Below are 26,161 nucleotides of genomic sequence, written 5' to 3' on the forward strand. Positions count from 1 at the left end.
CAAAAAAGCCGCCCCAAATGGAGCGGCAGTATAAACGGCATCAACACATTGATCCCTGCACGGTCTCCACTTTCCTACGCTAGTACGAACTAGATCAGGTTCCAAGGGTCCGGGACAATCCCGTCTCAGCCAGTATATGGCTCCCCTAGTGGTCTTTCGATTATGAGCCCTGCATCAGTGCCTATCGAAGCATCTGATGCAGAACTGTTTAATTGCCTTTTACTCTACACAGCGAGATTCTGTCTGTCAAGCCAATATCCTAGCGATCCGATGTCCATACGCTTATCTTACAAATTGATACGTGTCCTTCGGATACTTATTCCACTCATAAGACACATTGAACTGATTCGATCCATAGCCGATGCCATCTTTACGCAAAATCGTGCCGCCGTTTGGCAGTATTTGATTTTGCGAAGTAGGATCGCCGATCACATCCAGCACGGTGTTCCCACGCTTGAGCACGACACCAGTCAGATTGTAATCGGCTGGCGAATAGATCATTACCTCGTCATTGTAATACGAAGCTGCTGTAATATCGAAAAAGTCATAAAATGTGGAGTTGATTACGATGTAGTTCATCCCTTGCGATGTGCCATCGTACACTAACGGAAGGGTAACGCTGCTGATCGTATTCGTTTGTTTCATCCATTTGTAGAATGTAAGACTGTAATCTTTATTTTTACTTGCAGCGGAGACTGTATTCATCAGCAGCACAATTCGTCCATTGGAGCCCTCTACATATTGCGAGAAGTACATATCCTTGGTTGTGATCGGGTCCTGCTTCACCACGAATACGACAGCGCGTCCATCCGCCCCAATCACCCACTGCATCACAGGTAGCGAAGTGAGCTGTAGCATCGAACCATTCAGCGCTGTAGGACCTGTAAACGTAGAATCTGCTGTACCCATGTACGTTGTGAAGGAGGTCTGTCCTGGGAATAAATCGGACAGATCATAGTCCATCGCATTCATACCATATTTCAGATTCACTGTAATGACTGACGTATTCACCAGCAGTGCATTACGCACATTGAGGGTATATTGAACCGTTCCACCATTCCCATCATCCGCTGTAAGGGTAACAGTTGTCACGCCGCTAATCGTGCCTGCTTTGAGCGTGAGGGTATTGCCGTTGACCGACGCATTTGCCACATCCGTATTGCTGGAAGTCAACGTATAGGTCAGTGCGTCTCCATCCTCATCATTGAACAGTTGACTCAGATCGTAATCACGGTCGTTTGTTACACCTGGCGTTAGTATCTGCTCCGAGATGGAAGCAGCAACGGTCGGTGCATGATTGATTTTGACAACCTGCAAGGCAAAGGAGGAGCTATTGCGGCGACCGTATTGATCATATACGTCAAACGTAACGGTCGTATCTCCAATCTGCATCGGTGTCAGCAGGATACGCGCCTGTTTGGCAGATACGGTTGCTATCGAATGATCATACGTATCGGCGGTAACACTGATCGAATCTAGATCGATATTTTGCAAATACGGCATCAAGCCAAACCATACCGGTGGCTTGTTCAAATTGACAATTTGCTGTGGAATGAATGAGATCGAAGCTTCTTCCAGTACCGTTACTGGAATATCGGTAGTAATCTCACCGCCGCGTCCATCGCGTGCATAAACCTTGATCGATGTCATGCCTGCTATGCCCGGCGTTACGCTAAGCATGCTGGCATGTACCGAAGTGTGGACCGCATACACATCCAACGATACCGCTTCATAGGTTAGTACATCCTCATCTGGATCGGAGAACAGCTTCGACAGATCCACATCGGTTGCCGAGCGTCCGACAATCAGAGTCAATGCTTGCGATGTATCTGCAACTACCGGACTGCGGTTCGGTGCGGGCAATACGGTAACAAGCAATTCAACTACCATTTCACCACTGCGCCCATCCTTTGCCGTAATCGCAATCGTTGTGGTTCCTTCCTTCACTGCATGAACGGACAGTTGCGTACCGCTGAGTGTTGCACTAGCAGTGCCAGCAGCCACTGAAGCAGCAGATAATTGGAGCGGATCGCCATCGGGATCGGTAAATATACCGCTCAGGTCGACCGTTTCATCGTCTCCGCGCACCGTTACCGTTACTGGCAACAAGGGAGTAGCAACGGGCTTACGGTTCGGAACGGGCAATACCTCGATCTGAAATGTCATCGTCGATTGTCCAAGCGTACCGTCATCGGTTACGGCATGATCCTTTGCTGTTACCGTTACTTTCGCTTTGCCTACCTGCAAAGGGTCAAGCTGTAGCGTACCGTTATTGTTCAGCGTTGGCTTCGCTACATTCGGCTGATCAACGATGACGCTGTACGTCAATGCTCCCTGCTCAGGATCAGTAAAATAATCACTCAATGTCAACGATACGCCAGGCTGCTCCAAGGTAAGCGTCTGATCTGACGCATTAGTGACGATTGGATTGCCATTTACAGTTACCTTAAATGTCGTGTTGGAGCGTTTTCCTTTACCATCATTGGCAGCAACCGTAATGGTCGCTGTTCCAGCGGATAGGAAGCTGACGGACAGCTCGCCGCCATTTATCGATGGTTTGGCAATCAGCGATTTGGATGAGGATGCCGAGTAAGTCAGCGTATCTCCATCGGGATCGCTAAAATACCGATTCAGATCAATGATTCGATCTGCACGTTTCTCAGTAGCAGCCATCTCTTGAAACGAACTTGTCAAAACTGGCGCCCGGTTGCTAGAGCCGGACGAACTGGAGCTTGTCGGTCCTGTCGTTGTGCCTGGCGAACCAGTTGTCGTCGACAGCCCTGTCACATTGCTGCTCGCTACGCCGTTTGACAAGGACAGATTGCTCACCTGCGTCGTAGAGCTTACATTTACCAGTGCTGACGGATGGGTCACCTGCAAGGTTTGTACCGTGCCTGTTGTATTTAGCGCCAGTGATCCCGAACCGCTCACAGTCAGCTGCGAAATAGAGCTGTTTCCAGTTAACTGAGTCGCTTGGCTACTGCTCACATTGAGATTCTTGACATTTCCTTGCAGTTGTACACTACTTGCACCGTTCGTGACATTCACAAGCGGAAGGGTCGAGCCAGTCTCGATATTGGCATTTGTATTCACATTGACGGTAGATACAACCGAGTTCGCATCCATAACCACATGAACATCCTGCTTGCTCACATTCACATCGTTCAGCACTGCACTGTTGAATACAACGGTGTTATCATCTCCACCTTTGACATTGGTTGTGCCTTCCACCTGAAGCCCTTCCGAATAAAAGTCATTCGCCACACGTTCGGTAATCGTTAGATTGCCCTGAATATGTGCGTGTAGCACAGACATATAATCGCCAGCTATTGTCATATCTCCATAAATGACCGTATCTCCTGCATCCAGCTTCACATTGCCACTGAATTCCGCAGCATCGGCTACAGCTGGCTGACCAGACGCATTCAGATGCAAGGAGCGAATCGCGGTGATGGTGCGTCCATTCGTGTCAAAGGTCAGCTGCGCTCCCTTCAATGCTGCTGCATTCTTTTCATTCAGCAGACCTTGTACATCCTGCCCCAATCCGTAGCTGATTCCGTTGATCTGTACCTGCTGATTCGATACGGCTTGCAGTGCAGACATGCGCTGCTGTGGAAACAGTGCCGACAATAATAGACTTGCCGCATCTACACGATTCACAGCCGCTTTCGGCTGTAGCTTGCCACTATATTCGCTCAATAGCTCATGCTGAGAAGCGGCAATTAGCGAAGGAGCCGCCCATGCACTTGCTCCGCTCCATAGATCAGGCAGTGTTGTACTCGTATCCACTTCCAAATCCGTGTGTGAAACACGCACAGTCAGTGCGACCAATTCCTGCACTGTTACCGAATCCTGCGGGCGGAAGCGTCCGTCGCGATCTCCCTGCATCAATCCTGCCTGCTTCACTGCCTCGATGGCAGACAAGCTCCATGCTGATGCCGTAACGTCGCGGAATGAGGAGGTTGGCTGTGCTGTCACAGGTAGGTTCAGTGCTTGAACGAGTAAGGATGCCAGCTCCTGACGACTCAATGCTGCCTGCGGACGAAACTGTCCATCCGGCGAGCCCTGAATCAATCCGACCGCAAACGCGCGATGCAGCTGCTCTTGTTGTGCGGCGGATAGTGCGCCAATATCGGTGAGCATTTGCGCCGAGGATTGCATACTCTGTTGTGCAGACGGAGCTGCCTGTACGACTGCCGGAATAGGTAATGACGGCATCGCAACCAATAATGCCGCAGCCACTTTCAGCGCAATGGTTTTATTTTTTTTCATGAACCGATCCTACCTTTCTCTTTTCCGAAAATGGGATATGTCGATGATACAGATGCAAAAGCTACGCATAACGCTTATGGCTGTGCCGGTTCATAGACACCCAGATCCGTATCGTCTGCGCCGGAAGTAATCGTCCACTCGGAGGTGGTAAAGCTAGCAGGATTGCCTGCGGTACGTGCTTGTCTGCGAAGCATTTGATCGGATGAGAAGGTAGCAATATCCATCAGCTGATTTTTGTAATATAGCTTGAGTGTAACCGGTTCTTCTACATCGCTCAGCTCAAGGTCACCATAATAGACATCACCTTGGCTCAGCAGATCGTTCCCGGTATTTTCTTGCACAACGAGCGTAGATTTCGATTGTATGACTGCTTGCGCATCATTCAGTATGAAGGTGCGGTTCATTTGCGATGTGGATATGTTCAGTACCAGATCGCTGTAATGAATCGGCGTCGTTGTCGGATTGTATAGCTCGATGGCTTGGTTTTGCGCATCCTTCCATACCAGTTCCGAGATGAACGGTCCATTTTTCACTACCGAGACGTTTACACTCTGGACATTCGTCCCGCCTTGCCCATCATTGACTGTGAGATTCAACGTTGTTTCTCCTGCACCAACAGGCGTTGCCGTCAGGATGGAGCCATTCATCGATGTCTGCATGACGCTCGAATCGGAGCTGGTGGCGGTATAGCTCAGTACGTCATTGTCCTCGTCGCTAAAGAGTGTTGCCAGATCGATAGTAAACGGTTGATCCAGCAAACCGATGCTGAATGGAGCCAACGTTTGTTGGATAGACGGAAGATGGTTCGATTTAGGAGCTGTCAGCTTGACCTTAAATATCTGGGTTGCATACGTACCCTGCGGATCAAAGGCACGCAAAATCACCGTCAATTCTCCCTCGCTGATCGGCATCAAATTCAGCTTGTCGCCCTCTATCGTTGCCTGCATATATGGCATCGTCACCAAAGCATCATAGACCAGTGGATCACCATCGGGATCACGGAATAGCTCGGAAAGGTTAATCGAATATACGTCTGGTGTGGCGCTTAATGTCAGGTTATCCATCTGGCGTATAACCTCTGGCTTGCGATTCAACTGTATGATTGGTTGGACCTGTACATGGAAGCGCACATACGCCGTACCGCCGCGACCATCGCTAGCATTGATCGTCACCTGTGCCGTACCGGCATGTTGCCCAGATAATACAAGCTGATCTTCTGTCATGGATGCACTCACTACATTCGTATCATCAATCGTATACGTGTAGCTGAGCGAGTCACCATCTGGATCACTAAACAGGCTGGAAAGGGACAGCGGATCGGAAGAATTCCCTGCCAGCAGATTCAGATCACTCGGCGTATACAGTACTAGCGGATTCCGATTGGGTTCTTCTTGATACGTGGAAGCAACTACGGTATACGTAAACGAGGTTTCTGCCATCTTGCCTTTGGCATCTTGGGCTGTAACCGAAATACGCGTATGTCCCGCAGCATTCGGATGAATGATCAGACGGGAATGGCGAATCATCGCATCTGCCACATACACATCCGAGCTTACCGTTCCATAGGTTAATTCGTCTCCATCCTCATCGTGGAACAATCCGTCCAGCTCAATGTCACTCTCATCTTCGCCAAGCATTACCGAACGATCTGACAATGGATGAGTAACGACAGGCGCTTGATTACTCTTCTTGTCATCTGCACGATTGCTATTATTATTGGATGGTGTAGTAGAGGAACCGCCCGCATTCGGAACAGCAGCTAAGATCGGATTGCCGAAAATAACTTGCTTGTCCGTCACCCCAACTGGCAACTTGATCGCATCTGGTACAATGCGCTGATCCATATTGATCCGTGCATTGGGAGAAGTAACCTGAATCTGTTCTACTTTGCTGATACCTGTAATTTGCAAACGCTGATCGGTATTGATGATCAACTGCTTCGTATTGGCTTGCAAATCTACACGAGTAACGTCTTGTTGTACTTGAATCTGGTTGAGCTGGCTTCCTTGTACGCGAATATGATCCCCTGACAAGGTCAGATCACCGGAAAAGGCTGTGCCGGCATCAAATACAAGCGGCGCTTGCTCCGTTCCACTTGCTTTTAGATCAATCGCACTCAGATTCGCAAGGCTGTGATTGAGCGATTCGAAGGTAATATCCGATCCGATCAATGCGTTCAAATTATCGGTTTGGAACAGCTCCTTGAGCTGCTTGCCGATCATATACGTTTTGCCATCCACAGTGACCAAGTCACCATCTACCGCCGTGATGCTGGCGGAACGCTGCTCCGATTGCAGCAGGTTTACCATCAGCTGTGCTACATCGCCGCGATTGACAGGCTGAGAGGAGTTGAATCCATTGTCGCCAGAAGGCAAAAGACCTAGTGTTATTGCTGTTTTCACAGCAGAATCTGCCCAGCTGCTAACGTCCCCCTGATTCGCCATAGACAATAGACTAGTACTGCTCACATCGCTAGCACCAATCGCCCGTACAAAAATCGTAGCGAGCTGTTCGCGGTTCATCCAAGCCTTTGGATTGAATTTGCCGTTCGCATCTCCGTTCATCAAGCCTGCGCGCTTGACGGCTTCGATATAGCCGCTTGCCCAATTGTTTGGCACATCGCTGAACGAAGTCCCATCTGCAACCGGCGCTAGATGAAGCGCCTTCGCCAAGACTACGGCGAATTCCATCCGAGTCATATTCATTTGCGGTTGAAACGAACCGTCTGGATAACCGGACAGCATCCCCTTTTGTACAGCTTCATTGATCCCCTGCACCTGATTGGCAGGCAGTTGATTCAGATCGTTGAAAGCAAGTATTGCCCCCGAATGGGAGATGCTGCCCTGCGAAAGACCGCTCTCTCCTGCAGCATACCCTGTCGATACAGGTGCCCCTGCCGTGCCAGCCGCCAATACAGCAGCTAGCAACCATTTGTATACATCATGATTCCACTCTTGCCCCATCTATAAACCCCCGTTTATTGTTATGCCTACAGTTCACTTATTTCCGTAATACGTTCAGAGAACAAACAAATTATCGGACAAAAAAGCCTGATACATAAGCCTTTTTTCTGCATAAAGAATAAAAAATTTTCACGCATTTGAGATTGTGTTGTTAGCTGAATGTCTGGATTATGTCAGCATTTCAATCAAGGGTTCTTCTGTATATATGACCGATATTTCTAGGTATACTACATGGATCGATTGAGCAGGGAAGTCGACGGGTATTGAATAACACATACTGCAATCAAAGGAGGAACATATTATGGTCAAATCGATTCCCCGTGAACAATTGACTGTCGTGATCACCGGAGCATCTAGTGGCTTCGGGCAAGGTGTTGCTCGGCAATTGGCGGCTCAAGGTGCCAGCGTTGTCATCGCAGCGCGGCGTACCGAACTGCTGGATCAGCTGGTAGACGAGTTGGGTCCTAACGTCATTGCTTGTACCGCCGACGTGAGCAGCGAGGAGGATATCGCCCGTTTATACGATACGGCGATGTCTGCTTTTGGACGAATTGACGTTTGGATTAACAACGCCGGAGTCGGCTTGATCGGTCCCTACACCGAACTGCCGCCTGCCGATCTGAAGCGTCTGGTCGAAATTAATATTCTCGGTGTGATGTATGGCAGTCATTATGCTCTACGACAGTTCAAGCAACAAGGGCATGGCGTGCTGATCAATCTCGGCTCTATCGTCAGCAAAGTGCCATTTCCATACTACGGTGCATACGGCGCTACCAAATACGCAGTAGCCGGACTCAGCGCTGCCCTTAATCACGAGATGCAGCTGGAACATTACGACGACATTCATGTATGCACCGTGCATCCGTGGGCGACGGATACGCCGTGGTTTGAGCATACCGGCAATTACAGTGGACACCGCGCGGAGATGAAGCCGATGGATGACGCGCAACATGTCATCGACGCCATTATCGACTTGATCGACAAGCCACAGGAAAACGTCGAGGTCGGTGTGAAAAGTAAAGGCACCACCCTTTCCAGCAATCTGCTACCCGGTCTGACCGAGAACTTCAACGCCAAATATGTACAAAAAGTCATCCAAAGCGCCCCAGCAGCCGGATCAACCTCTGGCAGCCTGCACCAGCCGCTGCAAACTGGCAAAGATGTGAGCGGCGGCAATCGCGAACGTATGAAACGAGAAAGCGATCTGCCATCCGACCCTACCTTTCACAAGGAGTAGCGACACTGGGACGTTCGGCAACCACCTCAACTTCATGTATGCCATAAGAACCGGAGAGCGTCTGCTGCTCCGGTTTTATTTTTACCAATGCTTCAATCACAGCATAGAGAATGGTTTATAAATACGTAAGGCGACTATGATGTAAGCGGTTTATATTACAAACAATATCCTCTGCTATTTGACAAAACATACATACAATCGTAATGATCTTGTAGAAACTTTCGATGCTTGTAAATAAAAGCTATACTGTAAATGATTCCTAATCAGCACTTTGACTTTGCTGGTACATACAGCCGCATAGGTCACTCTACCGTCGATTCCTGTTTTACTCTATATAACAGTACAAGCGAGCTTCGCAAACAGATTTACGAATCCTTAGGAAATGAGCTGGTATTATGAGTAATAAAGTCGTGCTTGCTGGCGGCACTGGATTTATCGGTCAGTATTTTGAACAACGCTTCCTTGAAATGGGCTATGACGTAGTGATTATCTCGCGTCGTCCGGGTCATATCTCATGGCAGGATCAGGCGGGTATCGTCCGTGCATTAGAAGGAGCGCAAATGGTAATCAATCTGGCAGGCAAATCGGTAAACTGCCGCTATAACGAGAAAAACAAACGTGAAATTATGAATTCCCGCTTGGAAACGACGCGGGCGCTCGGTAATGCTATTCAAAGCTGTCAGTCTCCGCCTCCACTCTGGTTCAACTCCAGCACAGCGACTATTTACCGACATGCCGAGGATCGTCCAATGACCGAGAAGGCAGGCGAGATCGGTTCGGGCTTCTCAGTAGAGGTAGCAAAGGCGTGGGAGCAGGCATTTTTTGAATTTCACTTGCCGCAAACTCGTCAGATTGCGCTGCGCATTGCCATCGTGCTCGGACCCGGCGGTGGCGTCATGACGCCATACCAATACTTGGTGCGCTTCGGGCTAGGTGGCAAGCAGGGTTCGGGCAAACAACGGTTCAGTTGGATTCACGTCGAGGATCTACTGGGCATTATTCTCTTTCTGCGAGATCGCAAAGAGCTGGACGGCGTCTTCAACTGCTCGGCACCCAATCCGGTTACGAACGGCGAGCTGATGAAGCTGCTACGCCAGAACATGCACCGTTCGATCGGTATGCCAGCACCGCGCTGGATGCTGGAAATGGGCGCCGTTATGATCCGTACCGAAACCGAGCTGATTCTCAAAAGTCGCTGGGTCGTGCCTAACCGACTCGTGAAGGAAGGCTTTATGTTCCGTTTTGGCAGGCTGGAACGGACGCTGGAAGATATTTTGAAGTAGCTGGAAAGCGATTGGAGCATCTAGGATCAGTGCAGCTCCTATCACGATGGATATGATCCTTCGACTGACCGAGCCGCATCCTTTCATAGGGGCGCTGGTCTAAGCTGGCATCCCCATCGATTGCACTTATCCTTGCTCTCATTTCGCATCAAAGCTACGAATCGCAAATCTCTGTCCCTATCCCATCGTAATCGAAGAATGGTTCACATAATAACGCATTATCCAATGACCGCTCCCATCTGCCAACAACTTCTTATTAGGAGACATCGCCTATGAACTCTTCATATTTGAACGCACAAAACCGTAACAAAACGACTCGATTCCTCAACGGATTGGCTGATCCAGTACGTCTGCACATCCTCTCGCTGCTAGGGCGCAAAGGCAGGATGAATGTAGGCGAAATTGCCTCTCATTTTCACGTTAGCCGTCCGGCGATTTCGCATCATCTGCGCATTCTGAAAGATGCCGATATTGTAAGCTATGAGAAAATCGGGCAGGAAGTATACTACTGGATGGATCAGGAGTATGTGGTGTCCCATCTGCATAATCTTGCTAACGAAATGGACTCCTTTTCCTAATTCGACTAATGTCGGCGCTTGTTTCATCGCTCCTTTTTATCATTTGGCGATAACCGGACCTCGTTCTGGTTAATGATTCAGAGAGCCTTAGATTCAACAGGCATATCCACGAAGGGCAGGGATGATCCAATGACAGAGCAACAGCATGAACAGAGCGACCACACGATTGTAATTGGTGCCGGGCTGGCAGGGCTAAGCTGCGCATTTGAACTGGTAGATAAAGGTCGCAAAGTAACTGTGCTTGAAGCAGCACCATATATCGGTGGACGGACAGCCAACTGGATCGAGGATGGCATGGAGGTAGAATCCGGCTTCCACAAATTTCTCGGCTATTACGTAGCGTTGCCGGAACTGCTGGAACGAGCAGGCATTGTGGTAGACGAAATTGTGCACTGGGAAAAGACAACCCAGATTCGCCATCCTGAAGCTCATGGTACACTGGGCATCGACCCGCTCAAGGCGCCACTCCAAACGCTGGCAGGCGCGCTGGGCAATAACGATTGGCTGTCGATCAAGGACAAGGCATCACTGATACCGTTTTTTGCCGCAGGATTCAAGGATTATATCGCTCACCCGGAAAAGCTGGATCAGATTCCGGTGCGTGACTACGCGGAGCGTCACGGCGTCACCGCAGATGCGCTAGAGCGTCTCATTCAACCATTATCGTCAGGCATCTTTTTCCTGCCAGTGGAGCAGTACTCAACGTATGCTTTTTTCGGATTGTTTGCCCCCGCATTGCCACGTTTACCCATGGTGCGCATCGGAGCATTCAAGGGCGGGATGACCGATGTGATGACGGGTCCGCTGGCGCGTGCGATTGAACAGCGCGGCGGACAGGTACGCACGCATACCCCGGTCGCCCATCTGCATGTGCAGGATGGACAGGTACAAGGCATAGAGCTGGAAGACGGCACCGTATTGTATGCCGAACAGGTTGTAGTTGCTGCGAATGTGAAGCGAGCACAGCTGCTGGTAGGGGAGCATTTTGGCGATCACGAGGGGTTCCGTGACTTTATGCAATTGGACGTGATGCCATATGTGACTGCGCAGTTTGAAGCGAAGGAAAAGCTGGCGGAAGCGGATCATACCTTGTTTGGACCTACCACGCAGCTTGGTTCGTTTAGCGAGCAGTCCCGTACGACGTTTAAAAGAGATAGTGGACGCGCCTCCATCATTCTGGTGAATCCAGACGAGCTGATTGATCTACCAGATGAAGAGGTTTGGGCGAGGACGGTTCAATCGCTGCATGAGGTGGATTTGCCTAATGTGGATACGATGACCCAGTACCGAATTATCCGCGGTAAAGAGAACTTTTACCGATTGTCGGCGGGCAATGAGCAGCGTCGCCCTCATCAGATTACGCCGATCCCCGGACTGTTTCTAGCAGGCGATTATACCCGACAACCTCTGCTCGCTACGATGGAAGGTGCCGTTATTTCCGGTCAACGCGCTGCACGTGGTATTTTGAAACACAAACAGACAGCCGACACCTGATCATTCAGGCATTCGACTGTCCAATTATGTCGCTGGTGAACGATGTGATGTTCACCAGCGTTTATTGGATTACATACTTCCAACCGCTCGGGATACGTTCCATGTATCATGATCACGGAACACAGGTAGCCAATCGCCATGCGCTTCGATCAGATCATCACATAGCGACACAATATCATCAATCGACAACTCTGCGGCTGTATGCGGATCAAGCAGCGCTGCATGATACACATGCTCCCGTTTCCCCGTTAATGCCGCTTCAATCGTCAACTGCTGCGTATTGATGTTGGTGCGGTTCAAGGCAGCCAACTGCGGTGGCAATGCGCCCATATGCACGGGCTGAATGCCAGAAGCATCCACCAGACAAGGTACTTCTACACACGCATCCTGCGGCAAATTGGTGATTAGCCCGTTGTTCATTACATTTCCGGCAATTTTAAATGGAATATTCGTCTCCATCGCTTCCAGAATGTACGAAGCATATTCCACGCTGCGCGTATGCTCTAACGCTTCACTCTGCATTAGACCGTCGCGCACTTCGCCCCATTCTCTGATCTGATTCACACAGCGACGCGGATATTCATCCAGCGGGATGTTAAAGCGTTCGATCAGCTCTGGATACCGTTGCTTGATAAAGTACGGATGGTATTCCGCGTTATGCTCCGACGATTCGGTCACATAATACCCAAACCGATGCATCAGCTCAAAACGAACCATATCGTCATGCTTCTCCTGCTGCTTTAACGCCGCACGTCGCTTAATCTCAGGATACAAATCCTCTCCATCACGCGTCACCTCTAGCAGCCACGCCATATGATTGATTCCAGCAATCTTTGCCTGCACGCCCGTATCGTCCATATCCAATGAGCGGAACAGACCCGGTACACACTGCTGCACGCTATGACACAAGCCAACCGTTTTGATACCACCTGCTGTATTCATCACCTGCGTTAGCACCGCCATCGGATTGGTGTAATTCAGGAACCACGCATCCGGGCATACTTCCCGCATATCCGCAGCAATGTCCAGCATCACCGGAATGGTACGCAGATTACGGAAAATACCGCCAATGCCTAGTGTGTCCGCAATCGTTTGCCGTAAGCCGTACTTTTTCGGAATTTCAAAATCAGTGATTGTACATGGATCATATCCGCCTACCTGAATCGCATTGATGACGTATTTGGCACCAGATAGCGCTTCACGGCGATCGGTATAGGAACGAATAACACAGGTGCTGTCTGCTGTTTTGCGCATGGCATGAAGCAGGGTCTCCGATTCCTGCAATCGCTGATGATCAATATCGTATAACGCTAGCTCAAAGCCCTGCAATGCCGGAGTCAGCATAATATCACCCAGCACATTGCGCACAAATACAGTACTTCCGGCTCCAATAAACGTAATCTTGTTCAAGATTCATAACCTCCCTGAAATGTGAATGTATCCTCACTATAAAGGAGGCGCTTTCACATCAACATGGAGCAATGCTGGAACTATTTGTTATAATCCATGTTTTCGATCATTTTATACGTTGTAGAATTATACGGTTATTATGGTAGGAAAGGATAGGTATAGTGCTTGTTATGGTATGCAGTGTTTGGTTTTCAAAATATGGTCATATGTATGGTACAAAATCCGATTTACGATACAAGATTTGACCTATACCTGTTCGCCAATCAAATCTACGTACTCTACTTACTAGCATCAGATAAATAGATCAAGACAAATAAAATAGCTTTTTTACGTGTTATTTTTTCGTTTTCTGTTGAATCTCATTCATTGCGGGTATATACTGTTACCATACAGTATCAAGCGGAACAGTGTATCTGATGCTCCATTGATAACGAAATAACCCCGCCGCGTCAACGGCAGGGTTATGGGACAGAAAGCTGGGAAACCACGGCGCGCTGCACACTCGAATCATCTTCTCATGTGCGGAACCCACCGAAGGCGGCTAACCTTTATTCGGTGGGTTCTTTTTTGTCTTTGAATTTGCGGCGAATGATCCTGTAGAGCTTACGTCCGCTAAGCGCTATACTTAGCGAAGCAGCAATTCCCTTCAACACATCCACGAATTCAATTAGAACAAGTGCGATCATGGCATCACCTCCTTGTCGAAGGCTGCACCGTGATCGCTCCACCGAATGCTTTCTGTCTTGTTAACAATATATCATATAAACGTCATTTAAACACGCAATAAAGTTTTCGATACATAATAATACGTATTTCTTTCCCATAAACTACTTACACTTCCAAACTATCAAAGTAACGCGCACTCTCCACCATCGGCGTACAATCAATATGCCCGCCTTCTAGATTGATTTCAAAAATATACGCCTTCCCTTGTACCAACCGCTTCACCATCTTCCAGTCAATCATGCCTTGTCCCAGCGGTAGCGAATCGTGAAACTGTCCCATACTGTCCACCAGATGATAATACACTGCATACGGCGCAGTGCGCTCCAGTACCTCCTGCAAACGTGCATTGTCGCCGCGGAAGCTAATAAATGTATGACTCACATCCACATTGACTGGCAGATTGAGCGGAATAATCACTTCGTCAATCAGATACGGATTGGCGTAGCAGAATAGCCCTTCCGTCGAATCCTCCCATAGCAGTACCTCGCGTCCGCCATCCTCAAGCAGCTTGGCAATTTCTTCACGCATCGCAATGCTGCGCTCACGTGAGATTTCATTATTTTCACTATGCAAATAATTGGCATGAATGACGCATTTACTGCCTTCCTCCACACAAATATTCACCAGCTGACGAGTCGATTCCCGATAAAAGCGGTGCATCTCCTCGTCGGTGCTCATAATATCGAGAAAACGTCTATTATAACGGCTCGGATGATGCAAATATACATCAATACCTAACCCTTTCAGTTCACGAATGCGTTCACGAATCAATGGCTCCTGCTGCAAATCCTCTGTGCGCAAATATAGCTCCATGATTTCCGGTTTGTATTGTAGGCGGTCATCCAGACTTTCGCGGTCCAAACTGCTTTTCAGACGTATGTTGTTCATGCTTCCACTCCTTGGTTCATCGTTTTTCCGAATATGCCCTTTTCTATATGGGTATGCGGGCTTTATCTTTATCATATACCAGATGGACCGCCGCACCCAAGTTCAGCGTAGCAGAACTGTGTAAACTGCGGATGAATGAGAACCGCCGGGTTCATGAAGTTGCCTACCATTGGATGAATACCATGCTTGAAGCCTTCTCCATTCGTTGCTCATCGCTGAAAATGTGTATGGTCTCCGATGACTTCGCCTATAGATTGCTGTCGCTCACACTAAACGTATCGCCACCTGCAATCGTACCGGATTCAAAACCTTTGTTAAACCAGCGCTTGCGCTGCTCGGATGTGCCATGCGTAAAGCTGTCCGGCACCACATAGCCTTGCGCCTTCTGCTGGATCGTATCATCGCCAACCGCACTGGCAGCCGTTAATGCTTCGTCCAGATCGCCCTGCTCCAGCAGATTTTTGCCCTGTTCGTAATGCGCCCAGACGCCAGCGTAATAATCTGCCTGTAGTTCAAGCCGTACCTGATAATGCGTGTTAAATTCCTTCTCGCTCAGCTTTTGACGATAGGGCTCAATTTTGTCCATGGTACCTAGCAAATTCTGTACATGGTGACCCACCTCATGCGCCACCACATATGCCATCGCAAAATCGCCGGGTGCTTGGAATTGCTGCTTTAATTCATCATAAAAGCTCAGATCGATATACAGCTTCTGATCGCCCGGACAGTAAAAGGGACCCACTGCTGAACTTGCTGTACCGCAAGCAGATTGTACACTGCCGCTATAAATGACCAGCGTTGGATCGGTATACGTCAATCCCTGCTGCTTAAATACGTCACTCCATACATCCTCTGTATCCGCCAGCACCACCGATACAAAGTCCGCCAGTTGCTCCTCCTGCTCCGTGCCTTGGTAATTGCCTGCCGTCTGCGTCGTTGTGCCAGACGTCATTCCACCTAACAAGCTTGAGGGATTACCGCCGAGCAGAATCACGATGATGATCACGATCACTCCACCGATTCCGCCACCTACCAGCGTCTTGCCACCCATTCCACGACGATCCTCTACATTCCCGCTTTCCCGTCTACCTTGCCATTTCATTGATCCAACCCCCTGTGAACATGTCTGTGTATGCTACTTATTTTATAAATTTCTTCATTCTTGGATAGCATCGCCTCAGTGATCCATTCACCGAACATATCACTCCAATGAATTTCTAATAATGTTGTACCCAGATTGGATAGCATATGACTAAAACGGAACATAATCTATCTACGAAAAAACGAATTGGATTGCACAAAATAAAGCATGTCACAACAAATGATACCCAGTTAGTTAGGTTTGCTTAGAAAGTGAAGTGTTTAATGTATTACCAGTGTGATACAGTAGTAACCTTTTACAATGCAGATGATTCGGCGTTGACGTCGTTCTATCACTATACATCACAACCGATTGGAAAAAAGACCAACATCAATGGAGGCGATTCACATGGGTAAGTACGTTCAAGTTGAAGATGGCGTGAAGATTTTTGTACAGGATATTGGCGAAGGGATTCCGGTTATTTTCCTACATGGCTGGCCAGCGAATCATCTAATGTTTGAATATCAATTTTCCAGACTTCCATTAGATGGCTATCGATGTATCGGGATCGATTTCCGCGGTTTCGGTAAATCGGATGCTCCGTGGGAAGGCTACACCTACGACCGGATGGCAGACGATTTGCGCGCGGTGATCGACGATCTCGGTCTTGAAAATGCCGTACTGGCGGGCTTCTCCATGGGTGGTGCCGTAGCGATTCGCTATATGGCACGTCACCAAGGACATGGTATCGCTCAGCTCGCACTGATGGGTGCAGCAGCCCCCGTCTTCGTCAAACGTCCAGACTTTGACTACGGTCTGATGGACGCAGACGATCTGACTGCGGACCTGATCGAAGCAACCTATGAAGATCGTCCGAAAATGCTCGGTCAATTCGGTCTGAAATTCACCAAATCCAAAACAAAAGCAGGTATGATGGTGTGGCTGGAGACTTTGTGCTATCAAGCATCTCACCACGGTACGATCAAAGCAGCAATGGCACTACGCGATGAGGATCTGCGCGGCGACCTGTCTGCTGTAACGGTTCCAACTGTTATTTTCCAAGGCATGAAGGACAAAATTTGCGACCCACAATTTGCCCAACTGCTGAGCGAAGGCATTACCGACGCACGGGTCGTACCGTTTGAAAACAGCGGTCACGCAATGATGTTCGATGAAATGGAAAAATTCAACGAAGAACTGCTGCTGTTCCTGAATCAAATGGCTACTACCAACCAAATTCCACGTCCAGCAAGCCGTAATATGTAATCCTATTTCTATTGTTTGATTAGGAGTGTTCGATCCTTCCACTCATCCATTTGAATATACCATTGACTCATCTTTATCATGGTTTCTTGAACCATAGATAAAGATGAGTTTTTTTCATATGAAAGAAATGACTAAAACCATTTGGCTAGGATGATACGTCTAAATAGCATGTCGAATAAAAATTTTTTTGTAGATACATACGTCTTATACATCAAGACCGGAGAATCAAATTGAAAAAATCTGGATATTTAATTGAAATACTTGTTATTTTTATGTTAGCTTTTTTGATGTACCGGTACTTCTTAAAACTACTATATTCAAACTATTTTTTGTAATCTTAATTCCATTAAATACAAAAGGAGTATTTTAAAGTTATGATTAGAAAATGGTATACAAAACCAATTATACTTATGTTTATGTTAGCTCTTTTAACCGCAACGAGCTTTAGCAATCAATCTGCCTCTGCCGCAGAAGCAAGCAATAATGAAAGAGAAAAGTTTAATAGCGTGTCCCAAGATTCTATTGAACAGGTACTTAACGATCTTACTAGTATTCCAGACGAAATCTTAAACACTAACGATGCAGATACGATTAACAACTACTTAATAAGTGTAAACAGTCCAATTCGTGTTACTGATTCTACCAATGGATCTGCACCTATTGAAGGCTCAGGTTCAATCAGTACCAACGGTGCTTGGGATTGTGGTCTTGCTATCGCTGGTGTGCTTGTAACTACAGCAGTACCTGTAACAAAAATTGTTAAAATTACAAAGTTAGTAAAAAGTTTAGGTGGAGCTACCGAAGCGGCTAAAATTATTTGGGGTGCATCTTTTACAAGCGAAAAATGGGCAGCATTAGGCGGAGTAGCTAAAGACTTGGTAGCAGAACTTGCTGGTATTACTGCTGTCAAAAAAGCATGCGGTCTATAATAAGTGATACATTTTAGTCTGATTTAGGAGGTAATTTTATGGATAGTAGTACTACAGTAAGCTTGTTTTTGTTAATTGCTCTTGTGTTTTCAGTGATCACTAACTTTTACAATTCCAGAAAAATGAGTGTAATGGAAAAACAGGTGTTTGAAGCCTACAAAGACAGTTCCGAAGTGAAAAGTTACATTCAAAATGACCTAAAGCAAACATCCAAAATAGAATCGATCAAAAAAATACGTGGGAAGTATGGTCTTTCTATCGAGCATGCCAAACGAATTGTCGATATGTATAAATAATGAAACAAGCCCCCGATCTCAAAATCGAGGGCTTGTTTATGTTTTGATACCGCTATAGCATATGAACTATTTAAAAATATTATAAAACCTCGAACCATCCGCAAACGTCACAGCAAAGCTCACAACCGTAATCACCGCAATCAGTCCCAAAGCCACATAATCGCCTTTGCGGAATGGACGTGACTTATACCATGAGCGCTTCTTTTTCCGTCCGAAGCCGCGCAGCTCCATCGCGGTGCTGATTTTCTCAATCCGCTCCACGCTGGTCAGAATGAGCGGCAGCAGGATGGAGACGATATTTTTCAATCGTTTACCCAGCTTTTCCTTGCGCGAGATGTCGATGCCACGCGCTTGCGCAGAGAAGGAGATATTTTGAAAGTCCTGCTGGATGTCGGGAATGTAGCGCAGTGCAATGGCAACCGCGTACGATACTTTGTAGCTGATCCCGATCTTGTTTAACGACGATGCGAATTCACTCGGATCGGTCACAAGTAGGAAAAGCAGTCCAATCGGTACAACGACTGCATATTTCAATGCGACGTTAAACTGGTAAAACAGCTGCTCCCATGTCAGCGTATAGCGCCAGAACAAATGTACAATATCATGCCTCGTCCCATACAGCTCCACTCCATATAGGGGCGAGAACAGGAAAATTGCAATCTGGTTGAATAGGAAAAAGATTAGAATCAGATACAGCACAAAGGAATACGTAGCAAACGGAACCTTGGATACCGCAAAAATAATTATAGCGATTACGAACATCACCAGCAGACAACGTGTATCGTAAATAATCATCGCTGTTAGCGCCCACAGCACGAAGAAGATCAGCTTGCTTACGCCAGTCAACCGATGGATCGGTGTATTCTGGTTCGTATAAGTCAACATTTTGGTACTCATGACGGACGCAGCCCCCTGTCATAGGCGATAAAGCGACTGACGAATTCAGCTGGTTCTCCAATGCCAGCACGTACAGACAAGCGGTGCAGCGACGTTTCCATCAGGTGCGCCGCCGCTACAATATCTGGCTGGCTCAAAATGCGCGCGGGTGTATCGTCAGCGATCTTTTTGCCATCTGCCATAATGATCGCGCGTTGTCCATATTCCATCATCAGGTGCATATCGTGCGTGATCATAATAATCGTCATGCCCTGTCTATTCAATTGCTGAAGACATTCCATCATTTCATTGTAATGGCGGAAATCCTGTCCAGCAGTTGGCTCGTCCAGAATCAGAATGTCCGGCTTCAGCACTAGAATGGAGGCGATGGTTACACGTTTCTTTTGCCCATAGCTAAGCGCCGATACAGGCCAGCTGCGAAACGGATACAATCCGCATACCTTGAGTACATCGTGTACACGCTCGGTGATTTCCTCCTCAGCAACGCCGCGTGTGCGCAGACCAAGCGCCACTTCATCGTACAACAGCGGCTTGGACAGCATATGATTCGGATTTTGCATGACAAAGCCGATCACATCGGCACGTTCCTTGATCGTATCGCCCTTCAGATCGCGTCCATTCAGCAGAATCTGTCCAGCATTCGGTTTGTAAAATCCACAAATCAGCTGCGAAATGGTCGATTTGCCCGCTCCGTTGCGTCCAGCGATACAGACGATCTCACCTTTGCCGATACGGAAGGAGACATCATGCAGAATCGGATTGCTCTCGTCATAACCAAACGAAACATGATTCACTTCCAATGCCGCCGTCTCCAGCTGCGATGGCGGTTCTGCAATCCCGCTGTCGTACCAACGACGTAACGGCTCGATATATGATTCTAGCACCAGCTTCTCAATATGCTGCGGCTGCACATTCGGAACAATCTCTGCTCCCGCATAACGCAGTGCATTCAGATACAGTGGCTCGCGGATGCCCGTTTCGCGCAACAGGTTGCTGCTGAGCAGCTCTGCCGGATGCAGATCGGCGGCGATTCGTCCTTCATTAACGACAATGATACGGTCGACCGGACGATGCAGCACTTCCTCCAAGCGATGCTCAATGATGATCATCGTTTTGCCTGTATGTTCATGAATGCGGTGAATCAGCTCTACAGTCAATTGACCGGTGTGCGGGTCCAGACTGGCAAGCGGCTCGTCAAACAGCAAAATATCCGCGTCGCTGACCATTACGCCCGCGAGTGTCGTTTTCTGCTTTTGCCCACCGGACAGCGAATGCGGGGAGTGATCCAGAAACGAAGCGAATTCTACCGTTTCCGCCGCATCATAAACGCGCCGAATCATCTCGATCTGCGGCACATCGTCATTTTCCAGCTTAAAGGCAATATCCTCGGCAACGGTCAGCCCGACAAACTGTCCATCTGGGTCCTGCAATACGGTGCCTACTCTATCCGACAGCTCAGCAATGCCTAGCTCGGATGTCAGCTGCCCATCCACCTTGAGCGTGCCGCTAATCTCGCCTTCATATAGAAATGGAATCAGCCCATTGATGCAGTGGGATAGCGTGCTTTTGCCCGAACCGGAAGGACCGACGATCAGCACCTTCTCCCCTTCGTATATGGTCAAATTGATCTCATGCAGCGTCGGTTCGGACTGAGCACGATATTGAAAGCTAAACTGGTCAAATTGTATAACAGGTTTTCTCATGCCTTTCCTTCCTCCCGGCTTGCGATAACCGGTGATGTGGTTCCATACCGGGAATAACGCTATATCAATGGAAGCGCATCGAACCAATCATTCAGATACGCTTAATATGTTAAAGTCATGATCAGACTTACAATCATGGTGTAAGGAAATGAAAAAGACCGGTGGCTCCCACCGGTCCTGAACTTACTGTAACACCCGTACAGCGCCGGATTCAACCCTGAATCACTGGCTTAGTACAGGTATACATCATGATTCGCGCGTCAGACTGCCGCGTTTCGTTCTTGTTTTCGCATAAGCGAGTGCCAACAGTGTGCCAATAATGGCAACAGACACTGTATTGGATACCATCGCGCCCACGCCCTGCACAAATACTTTATTAGCTGGCTCGGAGTAGATCAGAATATCCAGCACTGGCGCTACGATCAGCCAAGCGACGATATTAGCGATCAACTGCGCTACGTTAAACGTAATAATCTCGCGTGTACCAAACTCCCCGTCCGCAATACCAATGCGACGCGTAAGCAAACCAACGATCAGACCGAATACCGCCGAAGCGATTACCCAGCTAAACCACGGTGATCCGTAGAAAATCGCATCCTTGAGCGTATGCCCGATCAGACCGATCAACAGCCCCGCCCATGGTCCATACAACAGAGCGAACAGCGCCAGCAGCGCGTATGTCGTCTCGATATTCGTATCTGGAATAAAGCTCGGAATCGAAGCAAAACGTCCCAGAATGACAAACAATGCCGAACCAATGCCAATCGCTACAATGGTTTTAACGGATAGCCCGTTTTTTCCTGCCATCCCCAGCCCCTCTTTCATGATTAAAATACTCCGCTTCATGCCCCGGAAGCACCGGTTCATGCGGTATGTTCTGTTCGATTATACAATCCCATATAGCGAAATACCACAGTTTTGTAAGCGGAAATTGGGGTTTTCGTCGCATTTTCGCTTATTTTCAAGATGGCATTTAGATGATGCTTCAAGTTACGGTTGAGAAGGTAGCCCATCTGCCATCGCGTGCAGGAGACGCTGGGTTTGATCGCAGCCATATTCCCAGAACATCATACCCGCCAATCCATGCTCGACAATATACTGGCATTTTGCCGCAATCGACTGTTCATCATCATACGTAATAAAGGTCGAACCGTTATACAGATACGGTGCTTGCGCCTGCTCATCCCAATACCGCACATAGCCATTGGCATTGATGTACTCCGCTGCCAGCTCGGTATATTCCGGTCCATATCCGCCCGCTCCTGCCGCCATCTGATGCAGACCGTGGTTGATGTCCGGCACATGCTCCCATTGACGTGAGTAAAAGGCGGCGCCGATGACGATTTTATGCGCTGGGACACCTGCCCTCTGAAATAACTTCACCGACGCATCCACACCGATGCGGAATAGATCACCATCTGACGCATACAGATTCGTATGATGCCCAGTCAATATCTGAAAGCCTCCTCGCATGTCGTACGTCATCAGCTGCACAAAATCTACATATTGCTGCACCTGCTCCATCTCAGTGCCATCGATATAATATTGATCCGCCCCCGCCGCAATGGTCAGCAAATAATGCCGTCCATCCTCTGCTCCCTGCTGATCCAGCGCCACACGAATAGCGGACAGCAGCAAGGTAAAGTTATGGCGATCCTCCTTGCTGTAACCGATACCCGCTACGCCATAACTCGGATATTCCCAATCCAGATCAATCCCGTCCAGACCATGTGCGATGACTACTTCCACCGCCGATTCTGCCATCCGCTGTCTGCCCTCTGGTGTTGCTGCCGCCTCAGAGAACCCGCCTGCACTCCATCCCCCTACCGACAACAGCACCGACAATAGCGGATGAATAGCGCGAATACGTTTCAATTCATTCAAATGCTGCAAATGCTGTGTAACAATCTGCGCCTCGTTCACATGACCGAACGCAATATTGATATGAGTCAGTCGCCGCAATTCCTGTTCTGCAATGATCGGCAGATGTCGATCACTGATATATCCTGCCGCAATAAACGATGAATTCATGAATTATGCCCCCTTGAACGATGATGAACAACGTAGAATGCCGAATCATTGAGACGGTGCATAGGTATTTGCATACAGTCTGTTCACATTGTTCGTTTCTCGCTCTGCGAATCCTTTTATAATCCTTAAATAAATTTTTTTGAAAATAATAGTTGGAAATGCATGATTATGTATTTCAATTCTATCTAAAATGGCGTATTATTAACTGCCTAAGCTATTGAATCTTTAGACCTATAAAATTCATGTCTATTTCTAGGTATAAGATGCTATTTTTTGGGTAATATTAACTAAAATAATTTAAACTTGAGGGATTACACATGCCTAGACAGGCTTACAACTGGAAACCACTACTGCTGTCCTTTATCGTTCTGTTTACTATAGTTTATTATGTCTGGATTAATGTATGGATTGACAATGATCTAATGCGCACGCTGGGCGGGAACATATTGTCCGTCAGTGGCTCGTTAATTGCTACCTATTGGTTGTTTAGCACTTGGAAACACAGCAACAGCCGACATCGCGTATTTTGGTTGTTGCTCTCGCTGGGTAGCTTCTGCTATCTGATTGCCGAAATATTATGGATTTATTTTGAGAACGTCATACGCGTCAGTGTACCTTTTCCCGGTTACTCCGATGTGTTCTACATGCTACAGGTGTTATTTTATATGTCCGCTTTTTTTTATAAGCTGAATTATGAAAAAAAGGGCTTTCCCATGATCCGACTGATGCTGGATATTCTGATCGTCATGACTGTACTATGTACATTCAGCTGGCACTTCCTGCTTCGCTCCATGTTCGGTGCGGAAGGCTCTGGCGAGCTGTCGGCAAGCACCTTGTTGTCTATCGCTTATGCGATTACCGATCTAGCCTTGGTTGCAGGTGCAGCCAGTCTGTATTTTAGCCTTCAACGTACTCTATCGAATCGCGTCATCATTATGATTGTGCTGGGTCTGCTGGTACAGGTGCTTGGTGATACGACATTCCTGTATATGATCTCGCTGGATGAGTATTATTCCGGCAGCCTCTCCGACCCCCTCTTTATCACAGGTATACTATTAGTAGGCTTTGCTGGTGTACTGCATAAGACCGAGGTCAGCGACCCCGCGCGAGCCTCTGAAACAACTGCCCCACGTATTGATTTTGCCCGTTTATTGCTTCCGTATGTTGGCATTGTTGCTCTATTTTTATTTATGACTACACGTCCAGATCGCATGTATGTGCTAGCCGTTGGTACGGGAATTGCGATTATATTGGTGCTCATACGTCAGCTCATTATTTTGCTGGAAAATCAACGATTGATGCGCAGTCTGTATGATAAGACACAGGAACTGGCAACAAGTGAGCATCGCTATAAGTCGATTGTCGAATATCACCCAGATGCCATCGTCTCGCTTAGTCTGGACGGGCGCATTGAGAGCGCCAATCCTGAGGCAGTGCGTTTGTACGGATTGAGCGAACAGGAATTGATCGGGCGTCAATCCTGTTCCTTTATTACTGAGGATCAAGTACCAATTTCTTATCACTATCTCGAAAAGGTGAAGAAAGGTGAGCCGCAAATCTACGAAACGACCATTTGCAGCTATACCAATGAATTCTTCCACGTACGTATGACCACCATTCCCATTTTGGTAAACGACAATATTGTCGGTATCTATAGCATTGCCAAAGATATTACCGAGAACCGCTTAAATGAGGAAAAGATCAAATTCCTCGCCTATCATGATCCGTTAACTGGCTTGATGAACCGCGCTGCCTTTGAAGATTGGTTGAGCGATACCGTCAACAGCGCGCGCTCGGAGAAGGAAATGTTCTCCATCCTATTTATCGATCTAGACCGCTTCAAAAATATTAACGATACTCTAGGTCATGATGTCGGTGACCAGCTACTGCGTTCGGTGGCGCAGCGCTTGCAGCGCTGTGTGCGCGAGAACGATATTATCGCCCGTCTCGGCGGTGACGAATTCACTCTGATCCTGCGTCATATGCGTGACGAGAGTGAAGCAGGAACCGTAGCGCAGCGCATTCTTGACGGCATGAACCAGCCACATTATATTAACGGCTTCGAGATTATGGCGACACCGAGTATCGGGATTGCCGTTTATCCGGGTGGCGACGATTCCGCCGTAACCTTAATGAAAAAAGCAGATATCGCTATGTATCAGGTGAAACAAACGGGGAAAGGTCATTATCGTTTTTACAATGAAAATGACAAGCTCTATTCCAAAAAGCTAATGCTCGAAAAAGAACTGGGACAAGCGCTCTACCGCAACGAGCTAATTCTTCACTATCAGCCGCAGATTGATGCAGCACAGGGCAAAGTGATCGGCGTCGAAGCGTTGATCCGCTGGAAGCATGCCGAGATGGGTCTAGTTATGCCGGGCGACTTTATCCCCGTAGCGGAAGAAACCGGCTTGATCATCCCCATTGGTGAATGGGTGCTGCGCGAAGCATGTATGCAGTCCAAGCGCTGGCAGGATGAAGGCTATATGATCAAAATTGGAGTCAATCTGTCCGCACAGCAATTTGAGCAGGAAAACTTTGTTGATACAGTCGCGCATATTTTAAAACAAACGGGTGTGAATCCCGCTTATATTGATCTGGAAATTACCGAATCGATGGCGATGAGTAATATTAGCGGTGTGATCACCAAGCTGAAAGCCCTCAAGCTACTCGGCGTTTCCATCTCTATCGATGACTTCGGTACAGGCTATTCCTCGCTCGCTTATCTGGAAAACTTCCCAGTCGACAAGCTCAAGATCGCTCGTGAATTCACCAGCCGTCTAGGCAGCAGTCAGGCGAACCATCTCATCATCAGCTCCATCGTCAGTCTGGCGCGCAATCTGAATATGAATGTCATTGCCGAAGGCGTGGAAAATAATCAGCAGGCATCCATGCTACAGCAAATTCACTGCCATGAAATGCAGGGTTATCTATTCAGTAAGCCGGTGTCTGCGGTGGATGTAGAGCAAATGCTGCGTATCTCAGCATTTGTGACAGATTTCACCGATGAAAAGCCGGGCTGACCAAGGAATAGCCATGACAAGTCACAGGGCTTGAATACCATCTTGTTGGGGTAATGGGTGTACAACAAACCCTTTACGCTAGCG

General features: G+C 47.9%; 18 protein-coding genes and 1 riboswitch. Of the genes, 8 read left to right on the forward strand and 10 right to left on the reverse strand.

Going from position 1 to position 26,161, the window contains the following annotated elements; genetic code table 11:
- Positions 1-54: 54 nt before the first annotated feature.
- A riboswitch (TPP riboswitch) is annotated at positions 55-157 on the reverse strand.
- A gap of 125 nt (positions 158-282) precedes the next feature.
- Complete coding sequence (locus tag ABXR35_RS20570) at positions 283-4,272, reverse strand: S-layer homology domain-containing protein (RefSeq protein WP_367063927.1); 3,990 nt, start codon at positions 4,270-4,272, stop codon at positions 283-285.
- A gap of 74 nt (positions 4,273-4,346) precedes the next feature.
- The gene (locus tag ABXR35_RS20575) at positions 4,347-7,235 is read right to left on the reverse strand and encodes an S-layer homology domain-containing protein (protein ID WP_367063928.1); all 2,889 of its coding nucleotides are present in this window, start codon (positions 7,233-7,235) and stop codon (positions 4,347-4,349) included.
- A 301-nt stretch (positions 7,236-7,536) separates the two neighbouring features.
- Between ABXR35_RS20575 and ABXR35_RS20580 the strand changes: the two genes are divergently transcribed.
- The 4 genes from ABXR35_RS20580 to ABXR35_RS20595 all read left to right on the forward strand — a co-directional run bounded on the left by ABXR35_RS20580 (position 7,537) and on the right by ABXR35_RS20595 (position 11,827).
- Positions 7,537-8,472, forward strand: a complete 936-nt coding sequence (locus ABXR35_RS20580) for an SDR family NAD(P)-dependent oxidoreductase (protein ID WP_367063929.1) — start codon at positions 7,537-7,539, stop codon at positions 8,470-8,472.
- A 395-nt stretch (positions 8,473-8,867) separates the two neighbouring features.
- The gene (locus ABXR35_RS20585) at positions 8,868-9,755 is read left to right on the forward strand and encodes a TIGR01777 family oxidoreductase (protein WP_367063930.1); all 888 of its coding nucleotides are present in this window, start codon (positions 8,868-8,870) and stop codon (positions 9,753-9,755) included.
- Positions 9,756-10,027: 272 nt separating this feature from the next.
- Positions 10,028-10,333, forward strand: coding sequence for a metalloregulator ArsR/SmtB family transcription factor (locus ABXR35_RS20590; RefSeq protein WP_367063931.1), 306 nt, complete (start codon positions 10,028-10,030; stop codon positions 10,331-10,333).
- A 129-nt stretch (positions 10,334-10,462) separates the two neighbouring features.
- Entirely contained in the window at positions 10,463-11,827 is a 1,365-nt protein-coding gene (locus tag ABXR35_RS20595; protein ID WP_367063932.1) for a hydroxysqualene dehydroxylase, read from the forward strand.
- Positions 11,828-11,896: 69 nt separating this feature from the next.
- On the opposite strand, the gene ABXR35_RS20600 is transcribed toward ABXR35_RS20595, so the two are convergent.
- From ABXR35_RS20600 to ypfJ, 4 genes are all read right to left on the reverse strand, one after another.
- Positions 11,897-13,237: an alpha-glucosidase/alpha-galactosidase gene (locus ABXR35_RS20600; protein WP_367063933.1), complete on the reverse strand. Its 1,341-nt coding sequence runs from the start codon at positions 13,235-13,237 to the stop codon at positions 11,897-11,899.
- A gap of 548 nt (positions 13,238-13,785) precedes the next feature.
- Positions 13,786-13,923, reverse strand: a complete 138-nt coding sequence (locus ABXR35_RS20605; protein WP_367063934.1) for a hypothetical protein — start codon at positions 13,921-13,923, stop codon at positions 13,786-13,788.
- Between the two features lie 145 nt (positions 13,924-14,068).
- Positions 14,069-14,851, reverse strand: coding sequence for a TIM barrel protein (locus ABXR35_RS20610; RefSeq protein WP_367063935.1), 783 nt, complete (start codon positions 14,849-14,851; stop codon positions 14,069-14,071).
- A 247-nt stretch (positions 14,852-15,098) separates the two neighbouring features.
- Positions 15,099-15,953 carry a KPN_02809 family neutral zinc metallopeptidase gene (gene ypfJ, locus ABXR35_RS20615; RefSeq protein WP_367063936.1) on the reverse strand — a complete coding sequence of 285 codons (855 nt, stop codon included), beginning with the start codon at positions 15,951-15,953 and terminating at the stop codon, positions 15,099-15,101.
- Between the two features lie 387 nt (positions 15,954-16,340).
- Between ypfJ and ABXR35_RS20620 the strand changes: the two genes are divergently transcribed.
- The 3 genes from ABXR35_RS20620 (at position 16,341) to ABXR35_RS20630 (ending at position 18,423) form a co-directional block, all read left to right on the forward strand.
- Entirely contained in the window at positions 16,341-17,198 is an 858-nt protein-coding gene (locus ABXR35_RS20620; RefSeq protein WP_367063937.1) for an alpha/beta fold hydrolase, read from the forward strand.
- Between the two features lie 374 nt (positions 17,199-17,572).
- On the forward strand, positions 17,573-18,127 hold the full coding sequence (locus ABXR35_RS20625; protein ID WP_367063938.1) for a hypothetical protein: 555 nt from the start codon (positions 17,573-17,575) through the stop codon (positions 18,125-18,127).
- Between the two features lie 38 nt (positions 18,128-18,165).
- Entirely contained in the window at positions 18,166-18,423 is a 258-nt protein-coding gene (locus ABXR35_RS20630) for a hypothetical protein (protein WP_367063939.1), read from the forward strand.
- 66 nt (positions 18,424-18,489) lie between these two features.
- On the opposite strand, the gene ABXR35_RS20635 is transcribed toward ABXR35_RS20630, so the two are convergent.
- From ABXR35_RS20635 to ABXR35_RS20650, 4 genes are all read right to left on the reverse strand, one after another.
- On the reverse strand, positions 18,490-19,320 hold the full coding sequence (locus ABXR35_RS20635) for an energy-coupling factor transporter transmembrane component T family protein (protein ID WP_367063940.1): 831 nt from the start codon (positions 19,318-19,320) through the stop codon (positions 18,490-18,492).
- A complete protein-coding gene (locus tag ABXR35_RS20640; protein ID WP_367063941.1) occupies positions 19,317-21,023 on the reverse strand; it encodes an ABC transporter ATP-binding protein in 1,707 nt (568 codons plus the stop codon). The genes ABXR35_RS20635 and ABXR35_RS20640 overlap by 4 nt, the downstream gene beginning before the upstream one ends.
- Positions 21,024-21,269: 246 nt before the next feature.
- On the reverse strand, positions 21,270-21,830 hold the full coding sequence (locus ABXR35_RS20645; protein WP_367063942.1) for an ECF-type riboflavin transporter substrate-binding protein: 561 nt from the start codon (positions 21,828-21,830) through the stop codon (positions 21,270-21,272).
- A 183-nt stretch (positions 21,831-22,013) separates the two neighbouring features.
- Complete coding sequence (locus ABXR35_RS20650; protein ID WP_367063943.1) at positions 22,014-23,054, reverse strand: glycoside hydrolase family 18 protein; 1,041 nt, start codon at positions 23,052-23,054, stop codon at positions 22,014-22,016.
- A gap of 317 nt (positions 23,055-23,371) precedes the next feature.
- Here ABXR35_RS20650 and ABXR35_RS20655 point away from each other — a divergent pair, with 317 nt between their 5' ends.
- A complete protein-coding gene (locus ABXR35_RS20655; RefSeq protein WP_367063944.1) occupies positions 23,372-26,077 on the forward strand; it encodes a DUF4084 domain-containing protein in 2,706 nt (901 codons plus the stop codon).
- Positions 26,078-26,161: the final 84 nt, after the last annotated feature.

Source organism: Paenibacillus sp. JQZ6Y-1 (assembly GCF_040719145.1).
GTDB classification, from domain to species: Bacteria; Bacillota; Bacilli; order Paenibacillales; family Paenibacillaceae; genus Saccharibacillus; species Saccharibacillus kandeliae.

Bases quoted from the DNA above. Each gene is read 5' to 3' on its own strand.
- ABXR35_RS20570 (WP_367063927.1), bottom strand. From the start codon at position 4,272: ATGAAAAAAAATAAAACCATTGCGCTGAAAGTGGCTGCGGCATTATTG.
- ABXR35_RS20575 (WP_367063928.1), bottom strand. From the start codon at position 7,235: ATGGGGCAAGAGTGGAATCATGATGTATACAAATGGTTGCTAGCTGCT.
- ABXR35_RS20580 (WP_367063929.1), top strand. From the start codon at position 7,537: ATGGTCAAATCGATTCCCCGTGAACAATTGACTGTCGTGATCACCGGA.
- ABXR35_RS20585 (WP_367063930.1), top strand. From the start codon at position 8,868: ATGAGTAATAAAGTCGTGCTTGCTGGCGGCACTGGATTTATCGGTCAG.
- ABXR35_RS20590 (WP_367063931.1), top strand. From the start codon at position 10,028: ATGAACTCTTCATATTTGAACGCACAAAACCGTAACAAAACGACTCGA.
- ABXR35_RS20595 (WP_367063932.1), top strand. From the start codon at position 10,463: ATGACAGAGCAACAGCATGAACAGAGCGACCACACGATTGTAATTGGT.
- ABXR35_RS20605 (WP_367063934.1), bottom strand. From the start codon at position 13,923: ATGATCGCACTTGTTCTAATTGAATTCGTGGATGTGTTGAAGGGAATT.
- ABXR35_RS20610 (WP_367063935.1), bottom strand. From the start codon at position 14,851: ATGAACAACATACGTCTGAAAAGCAGTTTGGACCGCGAAAGTCTGGAT.
- ypfJ (WP_367063936.1), bottom strand. From the start codon at position 15,953: ATGAAATGGCAAGGTAGACGGGAAAGCGGGAATGTAGAGGATCGTCGT.
- ABXR35_RS20620 (WP_367063937.1), top strand. From the start codon at position 16,341: ATGGGTAAGTACGTTCAAGTTGAAGATGGCGTGAAGATTTTTGTACAG.
- ABXR35_RS20625 (WP_367063938.1), top strand. From the start codon at position 17,573: ATGATTAGAAAATGGTATACAAAACCAATTATACTTATGTTTATGTTA.
- ABXR35_RS20630 (WP_367063939.1), top strand. From the start codon at position 18,166: ATGGATAGTAGTACTACAGTAAGCTTGTTTTTGTTAATTGCTCTTGTG.
- ABXR35_RS20635 (WP_367063940.1), bottom strand. From the start codon at position 19,320: ATGAGTACCAAAATGTTGACTTATACGAACCAGAATACACCGATCCAT.
- ABXR35_RS20640 (WP_367063941.1), bottom strand. From the start codon at position 21,023: ATGAGAAAACCTGTTATACAATTTGACCAGTTTAGCTTTCAATATCGT.
- ABXR35_RS20645 (WP_367063942.1), bottom strand. From the start codon at position 21,830: ATGGCAGGAAAAAACGGGCTATCCGTTAAAACCATTGTAGCGATTGGC.
- ABXR35_RS20650 (WP_367063943.1), bottom strand. From the start codon at position 23,054: ATGAATTCATCGTTTATTGCGGCAGGATATATCAGTGATCGACATCTG.
- ABXR35_RS20655 (WP_367063944.1), top strand. From the start codon at position 23,372: ATGCCTAGACAGGCTTACAACTGGAAACCACTACTGCTGTCCTTTATC.